Source organism: Arcobacter acticola (assembly GCF_013177675.1).
Taxonomy (GTDB): domain Bacteria; phylum Campylobacterota; class Campylobacteria; order Campylobacterales; family Arcobacteraceae; genus Aliarcobacter; species Aliarcobacter acticola.
This window is the reverse complement of record NZ_CP042652.1, coordinates 1,238,044-1,252,407: the sequence shown is the minus strand read 5'-3', so window position 1 is coordinate 1,252,407 and position 14,364 is coordinate 1,238,044. Positions and strand designations below refer to the sequence as shown.

Sequence of the window (14,364 nt, the reverse complement as noted above, 5' to 3'; positions counted from 1 at the left end):
AGTAAAATTTTTATGTAGTTTTTTTACTTTTTCATTTCCTGTTTGATGTAGTTAAATAGTCTTTTAAGTTAAATAGAAAACATTTTCAGATAACATTCGCTCTGTAAATATCATTAAAAAATAAGCTAGGTTAGAGTATAAATATTAGATGAATAAAACTAAATTAAATTATGTACAATTATTATTTCTAATTACTGCATTTCTTACAATACAGTGGTCAACAACTCATATACATTTTTCTGAAAATCATAATCATGATGGAAAAGTACATAAACATCAGATAGAAACCCATTCTCATGAATATATTTCAATTAATGATTCAGCTCCTCAATTAAACCATTCAAATATAATAGCGCTTGACACCGAATATACTCTACAAAATAGAAAAAAACAAAAAGACTCATCTTTAGATATTGCAGTTTTAACTTTTAATTTAAATCAATCTATTCCACTTGTAAAGACTCAAGTACCAATCTTTATAAATACTAAACAGGGATATTCTCTTTATTCCAGTTCAAATCCTCGTGCACCACCTTTAAACTCTTAATTTTTATTCTTTAAACCTTGAATTTCTAATGAAATAGATTCAAGAACATATTTATTATCATCTATTATTTTTTAATCAATGATAATATTCAAGTTGTTTTTTACAAACAATCACAATGACTTATGGTCATTATAAATAAATTTTTTGAGGTATTATGTTATCAATTATAAAACAATCAAGATGGCTTTTGGTTATCTTGCTTACATTATTCGCAAGTCAGGCTTTCGGGCATGGAATGTCAGAAGCTGAAAAACAAATTATCATAGAAGGTGGCAATCTACGTTATATATGGATAGGTGCTACTCATATGTTATCTGGTTATGATCACTTAGCATTTGTATTTGGGATTATCTTTTTTCTAACTAAATTTAAAGACATCGTAAAGTATATAACTGCATTTACAGTAGGACACAGTATTACCCTAATCATTGCAACTTTTAATGCTATTCAAGTTAACTATTTTTTAGTTGATGCGGTTATTGCATTAAGTGTTTGTTATATAGCTTTTCATAATCTTGATGGATTTAAAAAGTATTTTAATGTAAAAGCACCAAATATGTTAGTAATGATTTTTTCTTTAGGTTTGATTCATGGTCTTGGATTATCTACTAGATTACAACAACTTCCTTTGAATCCTGATGATTTATTAATGAATATTATTTCATTTAATATAGGTATTGAAATTGGACAAATTAGTGCATTAGCTGTAATGCTATTTGTAATAGCATTCTTCAGAAAGAAAGAGGCTTTCTCTTCATTTTCTAAAGCTGCAAACGGTTTTTTAATCATAGCAGGAGCTTATCTATTTATAATGCAAATGCATGGTTATGAGCATACAACTAACGCAGAAGAACTTGGGTACAAATCTGAAACTACAAAAAATGTAACAGAACTTGATTCTACAGAGAAATCTAATTGGAAAGATACAATCACAATCACACTTCCTGCAAGAGGAGAAAAAGAGTATAAATTAGAAGTTGCAAAAGGTGAAACATTTTCTTATTCTTGGAAAACTGATAAAGGTGTCTTATTTTACGATTTTCACGGTGAACCAAAAGGTGATACAACAGGTTCTTTTGAAACATTTAAGAAAGCAATGGCTGAAGAAGCAAGTGGTTCTCTAACAACTACTTTTGAAGGAACTCATGGATGGTATTGGAAAAACTACAGTGCAGATTTAATTACAATTACTCTTAATGTAAAAGGTGATTATAAACTTATGGATGTAAAGAAAGATACACAAGTACAAACCACAGAAGAACCAACTCTTCCTAAACGTGAAACAATTAATTAAGAAGGATATTAATGAAAAAAAGAAATCTATTTTTACTTGCCTTTTTATTTGCAGTAGTTACGGGATGTTCTGATCACGGACATGAACATGATGAAAATAAAAGTAAACCAGTTAAACACGACACATTGAAGTAAAATATGCATAAGGTGTATACACTTCCAACTGTGTATACAAACAAAAAGAATTATCAATATGATAAATTATAAAAGGAAAAACAATGAGAACAATGATAAAAAAAGGCTTATTAGCTGTAACATTAATGATAGGATTTAATCCATTATATGCAGGAACTGGACATAGTCATGCACCAGTTGAAGCTAGTACAACAATTATTAAAACAGTAGCTAAAGAAGAAATTAATAGATTAGCAAAAAGTGGAAAAATTGATAATAGCTGGTTAAATAAAGATATTAATAAAATTGAAAAATATAATCAAGGTCAAGAATGGCGTGTAATTTTCAATAATGACAAAATTGAAGATGCTGCAAAACAAACTCTTTATATTTTTGTAGATAATGCAGGTAAGTTAACAGGAAGTAATTATACTGGTAAATAATACTATTTAAAACAAATAAAGATTTAGAGAAAACCTCTAAATCTTTATTGTCAACTATTAGCAAACAAGTAGATAGTGTTTATACTTAGATATTTTTATTTAGTTCTATTGTTATATGAACTAATTCTTCATGAATTTGTAGCTCTTTTTTTAAATAATCACTAGATATATCTTCATCAACATCTAAACAAAGAATACAAGAATATTTTCCTTTTCCCACATGCCATACATGAAGGTCTGTAATTTTTGCATTTACCTTTGAGTTATCTATAACTTCAATAATTTCACTTACAACAGGGTCATCCATATTTGCATCAAGTAAAACTTTTCCAGATTGTTTTATAAGTCCTATTGCCCATACGAATACTAATATTGATCCAACTATTCCCATAATAGGGTCAAGCCATGCTGCACCCCAAATCAGTCCAGCTATTAGTGCAATAATAGCTAATATTGAAGTTAATGCATCTGCAAGTACATGTATATAGGCAGCTTTTAGATTCATATCATCATGATGAGAATGACTATGCTCATGGTGATGATGTTCATCATGTCCATGATGATGGTGAGAATGGTCATCTTTTAACAGCCATGCACAAACCAAATTAATAATTAAACCTAAAACTGCTACAAAAATTGCCTCTTTATAAGATATATCAACTGGATTCAAAAATCTTTCAATTGAGTGAAAAGCCATAAAAAAAGCAACAACTATAAGAAGTATGGCACTTGTATAAGCTCCTAATATCTCTATTTTAAAAGTTCCAAAACTAAATCGTATATCATTTTTATATTTTGTAGCCATTGCATAAGCAAAAAAAGATAACCCTAAAGCTAATGCATGTGAACTCATATGCCAACCATCTGCAAGTAAAGCCATAGAATTGTAAATAATACCTGCTGTAATCTCAGCAATCATCATAACAAATGTTAAAACAGTTGCATAAAGAGTATTTCTTTTTGCTCTTTGATTTGAATCATCAAAACTGTGAGAGTGGGACAAGTTTTCTAATATAGTTTTTGTTTGCATTTTATACCTAATTTAAAATATTTGTGATACTATACCCCAGTATAACTTATGATATTTTGAAAGGAATTTTATGGCTCACACAATAGCAAATAAAGGGAAATTAATTTTAAGAGTAAAAAAAATCAGAGGTCAATTAAATAGTATTGAAAAAGCTTTAGAAAATGAAACTGATTGTTTTAAAATTTTACAGCAAATAAGTGCTAGTCGAGGTGCAATTCAGTCACTAATGAGTGAAGTTTTAGATGGACATATAAAAGAGCACTTAGGAAATCATGTAAGCGAAGAACAAAGAGAACAAGAGATAGAAAATCTTTCATCATTACTTAAAAGCTATCTTAAATAGTTTGTTTACCTTTGTTTGGTTTTATATTGTAAACTTCGATAATAGATATAATTATAATTTGGAGAGTAAATGAAAATACTTTTAATAGAGGATGATTTAGAATTTGCCCAGCTTATTACAGACTTTTTATTTACAAGAAGTATTAAAACAGATACTTGTGAAGATCCCTTTAAAGCACTTGTATTAAATCTAAATGATTATGATTTAGTTCTTTTAGATTTAGGGCTTCCTGGAATTGATGGTTTAGAGATTTGTAAAGAGTTTAGAAAGAAAAGTAAAATTCCAATAATAATATCAAGTGCTAGAAACTCAACAATGGATAAAGTTACAGGTCTACAAATAGGAGCAGATGATTATCTTCCCAAACCTTATGACCCTGATGAACTTTATGCCAGAATAGTAAGCTTGATTAGAAGAACTAAAAATTTTAATGATGAAGAAAAATCAAGAAAATCGTTTGAAGTAGATGAAAATAGTAGAGATATGAAATATCTTGGGAATCATCTTTTATTAACAGAAGCGGAGTTTGAAGTTGCTAAAGAGCTTATAAAAAACTATGGCGGAATTGTTTCAAAAGAGCAGTTATTTTATAGTTCCCCTTCAATTACTTCTAGTGATGGAAAAAGTTTAGAGATGATTATTAGTAAAATAAGACAAAAGATAAAACCTTTTTCAGAAGCTAATCATATTATTGCATTAAGAGGAAGAGGATATAGAATTGTTGAGTAACATTAAGAAATCATTATTTAAACAGATAAATACTCTTTTTATAGTATCTTTTTTAGTCATTATATCTTTATGGGTATTTTTTTATTTTCAACAAAAGCACCAAAATCAAGAACATCAAATAGCTAGATATTTTAGCATAGTAAGTTCATTACAACCTCTAATTATGCAATCATACGCTTTTCAAGATAGTGATGTACAAAGTTTTAATATGAAAGTTTACAAGCAAAATCTTGATAAAAATAAAAAAGTATTATTTGAAAGAGGTGATAAATCAAAGGGTTTTTCAATCTTAAAAATTGAGAATAAAACTATAATTCATACTTATAACCAAATTGGAGAGCTTTACTTGGAGGATTTACAAGAAAAAAGTGATTATATATTTATTCATACTATTTTTTCAATTCTATTGATATTACAGTTTCTTCTATATTTAATGCTTCAAAAATCTTTGAAACCTTTACAAACAATCCATGATAAGTTAAAAAACCTTCAAAAGGGAGATATGTCTATTCTTGATTATAAATCAAATTATGATGAGATAAATCAAATAGCAACTTCTTATAATAACTCTATTTCCCAACTTGAGTATATTTTAGAAACAAGAGAGATGTTTAATAAAATCTTTATGCATGAACTTAAAATGCCAATAGCAAAAGGGATGTTTTACCTTAAGATGCAACCATCAGTTGAAGTCAATGAAAAGATGTTGAAACTCATGCAAAGACTCAATAATGAACTAGATGAATTTTCTATTTTAGAGAGTTTGATAGTTAATAAAAATACTATAGAACAAAAAGAACATAATTTTTTGGAACTACTTAATTTAGCTATTGAAAAAATAGGAGTTGAGAATAAAAATAAGATTAATATAAATATTGATGCAGAAACCAAAATATATGGAGATAAAGAGCTTTGGATAATCTGCTTTAAAAACTTATTTGATAATGCTTTAAAATATGCAAATGACAAAAAAATAAGTATTGAATTAAAAGATGATAAATTTTTATTTATTAATAAAGGTGAACCTTTGCCTGTTGACTTATCATCTGAGTTGAAAAATTGGAAAATTGATAAAAACAAAAGACATAAAAGTTCAACAGGTTATGGTTTTGGTCTGTTTATTATTAAAAATATTGTAAATCTCAACGGTTATACTTTAGAATATGAGTATAAAAATGAAAATGTAATTTTAGGAATAAAAAATGTATTATGTAATTAAAGTGTTAATTTCAGCTGTTTTAATAGTAGCTATCTCTGAACTTTCAAAAAGAAGTTCACTTCTTGGAGCAATCTTAGCTTCTATTCCATTGGTTTCAGTTATGGCTTTTATTTGGATATATATTGATACAAAAAATGTAGAAACTATCTCAAAACTTTCATATTCTATTTTTTGGTTAGTTATTCCATCTTTAGTATTATTTATAACTTTACCAATTTTTTTAAAGTATGTTAATTTTTATTTTGCATTAATCTTTTCAATTGCATTAACAGCAATTTCATACTACATAATGATTTTATTACTTGAAAAATTTAATATTTCAATTTAAAGAATAAAACTACTTAGATTGCAGGAATCCACCCATAAAGAGATAGATAAAGACACACCTAAACCTAATCTGTCAACCTTAGATAGTGCACAAAAAATGATGGATAAATGTTCTAAAAATGAATTATAAAAATATTTATCTACAAGTTCCACAACCTGTACCTTTTGCAACTTTCTTTAAGTTTCAAACTAAATTATTGAACTACTATATAATGCTCTTACCTCTCGTTTTAGGTGTAAGTCTTTTCCAAATTTATTTGAGAGTGCTTAAAAAAAATTTATTAATCAAATTGATGCCAAAAAGGAGTTCCAACAATAGGAGTAGATGGATTAGCAAATTCACGTTCTTGCATAATTCCTGCTTCATAAGCCAATCTTCCTGCTTCAACTGCTAATCTAAAAGCATTTGCCATTTTTATAGGATCTTGAGATAAAGCTATTGCTGAATTTAAAAGTATTCCATCATAACCTAATTCCATTGCTTGGCTTGCATGAGAAGGTTTTCCTATTCCTGCATCTATTATAAGTTGTAGTTTTGGAAAATAATTTCGTATTGCTTTTAAATTATCTGGATTCATTAATCCTTTTCCTGAACCAATCATCGAACCCCAAGGCATTAAAATTTTACATCCAACATCTACTAATCGTTTAGATACTACTAAATCATCTGTAGTGTATGGAAATACTTCAAAGCCTTCTTTGATTAAAACTTCAGCTGCTTTTACTGTTTCAAAAGGATCTGGTTGAAGATTATATTGATCTCCAATTACTTCTAGTTTTATCCAATTTGTACCAAATGCTTCTCTTGCAATTCTTGCAGTTGTAATTGCTTCTTTTGCACTGTGAGAACCTGCTGTATTTGGTAATATATTAAGACCTAAATCTTTTATAATATTCCATGATTGTTTATTGTCATTGTTTTCTCCTGCTGTTGCACGTCTCAAAGACACTGTTACAATTTGAGATTTTGATATAGTAATGGCATCTTCCATACAAGAAGGACTTGGATAAAGAGCAGAGCCAATTAACAATCTACTTGATAGTGTTTTTCCTGCTATTTCCCATGATTCATTTGTCTCTTTCTTATTTACATCATTCATTTATATATTCCTTCCTTTAATGCTTTTTCTACAATGGCAGGTGCTAATAAATAGCCATGTCTATAAAGACCGTTTATTCTAGTTAATTTATTTGTATTTTCAATTCGAGGCAAGTTATCTTTAAAGGCAGGTCGACAGTTTGTTTTACTATTAACTACACGAGCTTCACCAAAACTAGGATGAACAGTAAACACAGCAGATAAAAGTTCCATACTAGAACGAACTGAAATATCACTTGTATCTTCACTTTCTATTTCTGTAGCACCAAGGATATAACGTTTAGAGTTTTGTCTTGGAACAATATATATTTTATATCTTGGATGAAGTAATCTTGTTGGTCTTGTAATATTAATTTCATCTGATTCTAACCATAATACTTCACCTCTTACACCTCGTAAATCAGAAAAATGCTCTTTTGCTCCTAACCCACGTGAATCAAAAACCCAGTCAAACTCTTGAATTTCTTTATTTATATAAATATTACCCTCTTCTATCTTGTCTACTTTTGTAAAATCTTTCCATGTTACATTTGGATGATTTTGTAAATAATCAGAACAAGCAGTTATAAAACGTTGTGAATCTACTTGCCCTTCATTTTTAATATAAAATGATTTATTATATTGAGTTAATTCAGGTTCGAGTTCTTCTAATTGCTCTTTATTTATAGATTCTATTTCTTTGGCTTCTTTTACTTTGTTCTTTAATGTTGTAATAAAATGTTCAAGTTCTTTTGAATCTTGAGGATGGGCAGTTATAATTGTTCCTGCTAATTGAAATCCATCATAAACTCCAACTTCTTTTAATAAATCGGGCCATAAAGATACAGAGCGAACACCTAAATCAAATATTATTGATTCAGCTGTTTCAAGTTCAGCAAAGGGTGCTAACATACCTGCTGCTGTATAACCAGCTGATGTAAGTCCATCTTTACTATCTTTATCAAATAGTGTTAAAGTATGTCCATCTTTTAGTAGGTTAAGAGCCAAAACTCTACCTACTAAACCAGTACCAACTATTGCTATATTCATTTTCTTATTTTTTACTTGATTATTCTTTTGCTTCAACATAAATTTCGGATCCCATTTCTTCAAATTTTAAAGACATTTCATCCATGCCTTTTTTTCTTGCTGTCTCAACATCTGTTCCTAATGCATCTGCATATGTTCTTACTTCCGCCGAAATTTTCATAGAACAAAATTTAGGTCCACACATAGAACAAAAATGTGCTACTTTTGCAGATTCAGCAGGTAGTTCTACATCATGGAACTCTCTTGCTCTATATGGATCTAGACCAATATTAAATTGATCAACCCATCTAAATTCAAATCGTGCTAAACTCATTGCATCATCTCTTGCTCGTGCTCCTGGATGACCTTTTGCAATATCTGCTGCGTGTGCTGCAATTTTATATGTAATTAAACCTTCTTTAACATCATCTCTATTTGGTAATCCAAGATGTTCTTTTGGTGTTACATAACATAACATTGCACAACCATACCAAGCAATCATAGCTGCACCAATACCTGATGTAAAATGATCATAACCAGGAGCTATATCAGTAGTTAGGGGTCCTAGTGTGTAAAAAGGTGCTTCATCACACCATTCTAGTTGCTTTTCCATATTTTCTTTTATAAGATGCATCGGTACATGACCAGGACCTTCGATAAGAGTTTGAACATCATGCTTCCATGCAATTTTTGTTAATCTTCCTAATTCTTTTAGCTCTGCAAATTGAGCTTCATCATTAGCATCCGCACCTGATCCTGGACGTAAACCATCTCCTAATGAAAATGTTACATCATATGTTTTCATAATTTCACAAATATCTTCAAAATGTGTATTTAAAAAGTTTTCTTTATGATGATGAATCATCCATTTAGCCATAATAGCTCCACCACGACTTACAATACCTGTAACTCTTTTTGCAGTCATTGGTACATGATGTAAAAGAAGTCCTGCATGAATAGTGAAATAATCTACACCTTGTTCAGCTTGTTCTATTAACGTATCTCTAAATACTTCCCATGTTAAGTCTTCAGCTACGCCTTTTACTTTTTCTAAGGCTTGATAAATAGGAACTGTTCCAATAGGAACAGGAGAGTTTCTTAAAATCCAATCTCTTGTAGTATGAATATTCTTACCCGTAGATAAATCCATAACAGTATCTGCTCCCCATCTTGTTGACCATACCATTTTTTCTACTTCTTCAGCAATTGAAGATGAAGTTGCTGAGTTACCAATATTAGCATTTACTTTTACTAAAAAATTACGTCCTATAATCATAGGTTCAACTTCTGGATGATTTATATTACATGGAATTACAGCTCTTCCTCTTGCAACTTCTTCTCTTACAAATTCTGCTGTTATTACTTTTGGTAGATTTGCACCAAAACTTTCACCTCTTAATCTATTTTCTCGCTCTTCATCTTGTAAATATTCTTTACTCATAGCTAAATCTTGATTTTCACGAAGTGCAATAAATTCCATTTCAGCTGTTATGATTCCTTGTCTTGCATACCACAGTTGCGTAACATTTTTTGTTTTGCCATTTTCATCTTTTTTTGCTCTTAAAGGAGTTCTTACTAATCCTTTTGTTCCTGCTGTTACAAAGTCAAGTTGTTCCTCTGTTTTGTATCCATTATCACTAGGTTCCATAATTCGACCATCATATTGCTCAACGTCATTTCTTTTAGCAATCCATTCTTTTCTGATAGTTGGAATACCTTTACCTACATCAATGTCAATACTTGTATCTGTATAAGGACCAGATGTATCATATACTCTTAGTTTAGTTTCATTTGCCAAAAGTATTTCTCTTACGGGAACTTTAATATCTGTGTGTATTTTCCCCTCTATATACACCTTAGTTGATGCGGGGAAAGGTTCTCTTGTTAGTAACTCATTTGATGTTGTTATTGTTTCTTGTTGTTTGTTTGTCATTTTAATCTCTTTCATAAATAAAATACGAAAAGAGAGAAGTGTAGTTAAAATATGTAGATATATCATTTTAAAAGCTTTTCGCAATAAAAAAATATATTAGACTTTATAGTCTATAAAATAAGTACAGTCTCTTCCTTACGCTGGAATTACCCAGTTCAAGTTCAACGGGACAAGCAAAACTGCTATCTCAGCTTCTATCTTTAAAAAAGATAAAGCGCCCCGAGAGGTTGATTATCGATTCTACTTGAAGTTTTATTTATGAAAGCTTAAATCAATTTAGTGGAATGGTAATCTAAATTCATACTTAGAATTTAAAAGTATCTAAGTTAAAATAACAAGTTCAACAATCTGTACCTTTTGGAGTATGTTCACCAATTCAACTCTTTTTGGAACAAGCTTTCTATTTGTAAGAATTGCTCCAAAAGTAAGAGGTTATAAAACATCAAGAGATAGGTGTAACTTAGAATATAAACATACAGGTCTATAAATTCCATAATAGAAAAACCTTAATACTTAATAGTTATTAATATATAAAGAAACAAAGTACTTTGGTATTAAATTCATAAACTATTTTATTTTATTTAAACAAATAAATTTTAATTCATATTTACCTGTTCTATAATTCAGTTTTTTTTCTGTTGCATATTTGTATCCGCCTCTTTCACACTCTTCTTTAGTCAATTGTCTTGAGTCTTGAATACATCCTGTAAAAAGTAAAATAAAAAGCGATGATAAAACTAAAGTTTTCATAACATACTCCTTTTTCTTAAGTTAAATAAACTATATCAAGGAAAAGTACTACAAAAGTATCATTTAAGCAGTATTAATCCAAGGTAGTATGTATTTTGTATCCAAAACTATAGATATTTTCAATATTTAAAGAAGGTACTTTTTTTCTAAGTCGTGAGATTATATTTTTAAGATTTGTAATATCTGGATTTTTATCAAAATCATCAGCCCACATCAATGATATTATTTCTTCATTATTATTTGTTTTTTCTGGGTATTTTAGAAGTAAAGAGATTAAAATCAACTCTTTTTTTGTTAGTTTAACAGCTTGATTATTATCTATTAATTCTTGAGTTTTTTTATTCCAAAACAGAGTATCAGATAGTTTTATTAAAGCACTTATCTTTTCTTCATTTTTTTCAAAATAGATATCTTTGTTTATTTTAAAAATTACATCTAAAAAGTTATTATAATCCAAGGGTTTTAAAATAAATTGTCTAATACCAAGATTAATCAACTGCATTAAATATGCACTTTCATTATGAGCTGATAAAACTAGAACTTTTTGATTAGAGTTTTCTTTATAAATAGCCTTTATTAATTCAATACCATCCATATTTGGCATTTGTATATCACTTAAAACTAAATCAAAATAGACACTATTTTTTTTATAAAAATCTAAATACTTCTCAAGTCCATCTTTTCCATCAACTGCCACATAAACAATAGAAAAAATTTCTTCAAGTAACTCTTTTATTTCAGTTCTTATACTTAAATCATCTTCAACAAAAAGTATGGAAATATCTTTTGAATATTTTTCTAAAAGTGCATAATCTAGCATTTAACAGCCTTATTTAAACATAAAAATTAATATAATCTATTATAATGTATAAAACATAAATTTAATTGGAAATAGTTTAATATGAGTGATAATAATAAGTTTTTTACAGATATTCATGAAATAACCGATAATACAATTGAAGGTATTTTGATTATAGAAGATGGTTTTATTAAACATGTAAATAGATCATTAATAGATATTTTATGTTATGAAGATGAAAAAGAGCTTATAGGCAATCTTGCAATTGGAATATTAATACCAACATCAAAAGAAAAATTCATAGAGTATAACAGCAAAATATTTCAAGAAATATCACTTTTAAATAAAAATGCAGATGTAATACCTGCAATTATAAAAATTAAAGATATAAATATAAATAATGTTTCTTATAAAATGGTTTCAATATTAGATTTAACAGAAATCAAAAAAAATGAAAAAATAGTTTTAGAGCAATCAAAGCTTGCAGCTATGGGTGAAATGGTTTCAATAATAGCGCACCAATGGAGACAGCCATTATCTGCAGTTGGTTCTATTATAACAACATTAAAACTAAAATATAATCTAAAAAGAATTGATTTAAATACCTATGATGAAAAATTAACTCAGATAAATAACTACGTGCAATATATGTCAAATACAATTGATCATTTTAGAGATTTTTTAATAAAAGATTCAAAAAAAGATTTAGTAAAAATAGAAGAAGTTGTAAATAATAGCTACTCTTTAATCAAAAATAGTTTTGATATTCTTGGAATAAAAGTAAATATCAACTCTAAAGAATCCCTAAACAAAATCTACTTACATAAAAATGACCTTACACAAGTTATTTTAAATATCTTAAATAATGCAAAAGATGCTTTGGTTTTAAACAATATTTCAAATCCACAAATCACAATAAATTTTTCACAAAAAGAATCTTCTTTTCAAATTATTGAAATAGAAGACAACGCAGGTGGAATAAACTTGAATATTATTGATAAGATATTTAATCCATATTTTTCAACAAAAGAGAAAAAAAATGGTACTGGTTTGGGTTTATACATTTGTAAGATGATTGTTGAGAAATATTTAAATGGAGAGATTAGCGTTAAAAACAAAAAAAATGGAACTTCTTTTATTATTAAATTATTTATTTGAAATTATGATACTTTTCTGATACACTTTTATAATATAATCGCTCAATTTAGTGCGGAGAAAATATGAAAACATTCGATAGAGAAAAAACAATACTAACAATTATTAGATTTGGTGCAGTTATACCTACTCTAATATTTCCATTTCTAATTACTTATACAATAATAACTCAACTTTCGCACATAAAACCAAGTTGCTTTTTGGTATGAATGCGTAAAACATTGATAATAAGCTCTAAATCTTTATTTCTCTTGACAATTTCTGTAGTTTGGAGCAAGTTTTCTAATATTTTTAGGAATAGTTCCATTGAAATAGCAAGGGTTTCAAGCTGACACTCTAAGTCTTTGAATAAGTTTCCTAAAGTTTGTGGTTCATTATTGATACGATTGATATAGCTTGTTAAATTGTATGCAAGGAATGATAGAGTGATTCTAGCTATTAGGGCTTCATAAATGCGGTTTTCCTCTTTACCGAATTGAAAGTATTCCCTTAGGTCTTTATATCCTTGCTCAATATTCCACCGTTTTTTGTATGTATTTATAATCTCTAAATCTGATAAATGTATATTGGTTGAAAATATTGGTATTAGATTTTCTTTGGTTCTTATAAATACAATCTTTACTCTTCCAAGTGTTTTATGTGTAGTGATAGTTGAAACATAGGAGTATTTGATGGAGTTATAGTTACCAAGTTTTGAAGTTTTATTTTGTTTTTCATGATTATATAGAGCTTCAAGTGTTTTATATTTCCCACTAAACTGCCAGATTCTATTGCTTTTTGCAACCCTTGCAATCGTATCCAAACCATTATCTCTAACCTCTTTGATAAAATTTGGTTTTGCATACCAGCTATCGACAAGTAGATAGTCTGCATATATTCCTGAACTTAAAGCTCGTTTTAGCATATTTATTGCTTGGATATTTTTACCGTTTCTCCCTTCAATTCTTCGTTTATAGGCATTGCTTCTATGGTGATATTTATTATCAATAGAATCTATAATTTGATTTTTATTATAGTTCATGGAAAAATCTAGCATCATATCGGTATGAGTATCACTATAGTTTAGTGATACAATATTTAAACCCTTAACTACTCTTTTATCTTTATTGCTCCATAAATTCTTACAACTGCCTTCTATATATTTTCCACGCTTAATTTCAACTGTGTCATCAATGATAAATACTTTTGTATCAGTTGGCTTTTGCAATGATGAAAGTTTATTGATTAAGTTCACGGATGTGAGCAACAATAATTTTCTCCAGTTGTATTTACTATTTTTTAGTAATCTATAATAAACATCTTTCTTAAAACTGTCATTACTATATTTCATAAAGGATGAGATCTTTTTATTAATAAGGAACATATATAAAAATTGTAAGATCACCATATACGGCGGCACACCTACATCACGCTTGATAAAATTACTTTGTTTTAAAATACTGCTAAAATTTATATCTCTTAAAACTAAAACTATAGGATTCTTTAACACACTCTTCATAGCAGTTTCGATAAAATTGTCAATACCCATAAAAAGCCCTTATATATTAATGTTTGTGGTGAACAATTATAGCTAAA

General features: G+C 28.3%; 16 protein-coding genes and 1 riboswitch. Of the genes, 9 read left to right on the top strand and 7 right to left on the bottom strand.

All coding sequences use genetic code 11. The annotated features are described in order from the left end of the window. Nucleotides 1-148 precede the first annotated feature (148 nt). The 4 genes from AACT_RS06420 (at nucleotide 149) to AACT_RS06410 (ending at nucleotide 2,397) form a co-directional block, all read left to right on the top strand. Nucleotides 149-547 (top strand): hypothetical protein, encoded by a 399-nt coding sequence (locus AACT_RS06420; protein WP_172126019.1) that lies wholly within the window; start codon nucleotides 149-151, stop codon nucleotides 545-547. A gap of 154 nt (nucleotides 548-701) precedes the next feature. Further along, nucleotides 702-1,841 carry a HupE/UreJ family protein gene (locus tag AACT_RS06415; protein WP_172126018.1) on the top strand — a complete coding sequence of 380 codons (1,140 nt, stop codon included), beginning with the start codon at nucleotides 702-704 and terminating at the stop codon, nucleotides 1,839-1,841. Nucleotides 1,842-1,852: 11 nt separating this feature from the next. Further along, nucleotides 1,853-1,975 carry a hypothetical protein gene (locus AACT_RS15610; protein WP_272953567.1) on the top strand — a complete coding sequence of 41 codons (123 nt, stop codon included), beginning with the start codon at nucleotides 1,853-1,855 and terminating at the stop codon, nucleotides 1,973-1,975. 83 nt (nucleotides 1,976-2,058) lie between these two features. Beyond that, nucleotides 2,059-2,397 carry a DUF6488 family protein gene (locus tag AACT_RS06410; protein ID WP_172126017.1) on the top strand — a complete coding sequence of 113 codons (339 nt, stop codon included), beginning with the start codon at nucleotides 2,059-2,061 and terminating at the stop codon, nucleotides 2,395-2,397. Between the two features lie 85 nt (nucleotides 2,398-2,482). Here the strand turns inward: AACT_RS06410 and dmeF are convergent, their stop codons facing one another. After that, the gene (gene dmeF, locus AACT_RS06405; protein WP_172126016.1) at nucleotides 2,483-3,427 is read right to left on the bottom strand and encodes a CDF family Co(II)/Ni(II) efflux transporter DmeF; all 945 of its coding nucleotides are present in this window, start codon (nucleotides 3,425-3,427) and stop codon (nucleotides 2,483-2,485) included. A 70-nt stretch (nucleotides 3,428-3,497) separates the two neighbouring features. Here dmeF and AACT_RS06400 point away from each other — a divergent pair, with 70 nt between their 5' ends. From AACT_RS06400 to AACT_RS06385, 4 genes are all read left to right on the top strand, one after another. Further along, nucleotides 3,498-3,770, top strand: a complete 273-nt coding sequence (locus tag AACT_RS06400; protein ID WP_172126015.1) for a metal/formaldehyde-sensitive transcriptional repressor — start codon at nucleotides 3,498-3,500, stop codon at nucleotides 3,768-3,770. A 69-nt stretch (nucleotides 3,771-3,839) separates the two neighbouring features. Then, on the top strand, nucleotides 3,840-4,499 hold the full coding sequence (locus AACT_RS06395) for a response regulator transcription factor (protein ID WP_172126014.1): 660 nt from the start codon (nucleotides 3,840-3,842) through the stop codon (nucleotides 4,497-4,499). Further along, nucleotides 4,492-5,718, top strand: coding sequence for an ATP-binding protein (locus tag AACT_RS06390; RefSeq protein WP_216658225.1), 1,227 nt, complete (start codon nucleotides 4,492-4,494; stop codon nucleotides 5,716-5,718). The genes AACT_RS06395 and AACT_RS06390 overlap by 8 nt, the downstream gene beginning before the upstream one ends. Then, on the top strand, nucleotides 5,702-6,046 hold the full coding sequence (locus AACT_RS06385; RefSeq protein ID WP_172126012.1) for a DUF3147 family protein: 345 nt from the start codon (nucleotides 5,702-5,704) through the stop codon (nucleotides 6,044-6,046). The genes AACT_RS06390 and AACT_RS06385 overlap by 17 nt, the downstream gene beginning before the upstream one ends. A 280-nt stretch (nucleotides 6,047-6,326) precedes the next feature. Here the strand turns inward: AACT_RS06385 and AACT_RS06380 are convergent, their stop codons facing one another. The 5 genes from AACT_RS06380 to AACT_RS06360 form a co-directional block, all read right to left on the bottom strand. Next, complete coding sequence (locus AACT_RS06380; protein ID WP_172126011.1) at nucleotides 6,327-7,145, bottom strand: thiazole synthase; 819 nt, start codon at nucleotides 7,143-7,145, stop codon at nucleotides 6,327-6,329. Next, nucleotides 7,142-8,173, bottom strand: coding sequence for an FAD-dependent oxidoreductase (locus tag AACT_RS06375; RefSeq protein ID WP_172126010.1), 1,032 nt, complete (start codon nucleotides 8,171-8,173; stop codon nucleotides 7,142-7,144). Before AACT_RS06375 ends, AACT_RS06380 begins: the two co-directional genes overlap by 4 nt. A 19-nt stretch (nucleotides 8,174-8,192) precedes the next feature. After that, complete coding sequence (thiC, locus tag AACT_RS06370; RefSeq protein WP_172126009.1) at nucleotides 8,193-10,085, bottom strand: phosphomethylpyrimidine synthase ThiC; 1,893 nt, start codon at nucleotides 10,083-10,085, stop codon at nucleotides 8,193-8,195. Nucleotides 10,086-10,200: 115 nt separating this feature from the next. After that, a riboswitch (TPP riboswitch) is annotated at nucleotides 10,201-10,317 on the bottom strand. A 335-nt stretch (nucleotides 10,318-10,652) separates the two neighbouring features. Then, nucleotides 10,653-10,835: a hypothetical protein gene (locus AACT_RS06365; protein WP_172126008.1), complete on the bottom strand. Its 183-nt coding sequence runs from the start codon at nucleotides 10,833-10,835 to the stop codon at nucleotides 10,653-10,655. A gap of 73 nt (nucleotides 10,836-10,908) precedes the next feature. Then, nucleotides 10,909-11,655 (bottom strand): response regulator transcription factor, encoded by a 747-nt coding sequence (locus tag AACT_RS06360; protein WP_172126007.1) that lies wholly within the window; start codon nucleotides 11,653-11,655, stop codon nucleotides 10,909-10,911. Between the two features lie 81 nt (nucleotides 11,656-11,736). On the opposite strand from AACT_RS06360, the gene AACT_RS06355 reads away from it, so the two are divergent. Next, on the top strand, nucleotides 11,737-12,792 hold the full coding sequence (locus AACT_RS06355) for a sensor histidine kinase (protein WP_172126006.1): 1,056 nt from the start codon (nucleotides 11,737-11,739) through the stop codon (nucleotides 12,790-12,792). A gap of 166 nt (nucleotides 12,793-12,958) precedes the next feature. Here the strand turns inward: AACT_RS06355 and AACT_RS06350 are convergent, their stop codons facing one another. Then, nucleotides 12,959-14,317: an IS4 family transposase gene (locus tag AACT_RS06350; protein WP_172124157.1), complete on the bottom strand. Its 1,359-nt coding sequence runs from the start codon at nucleotides 14,315-14,317 to the stop codon at nucleotides 12,959-12,961. Between the last annotated feature and the right edge of the window lie 47 nt (nucleotides 14,318-14,364).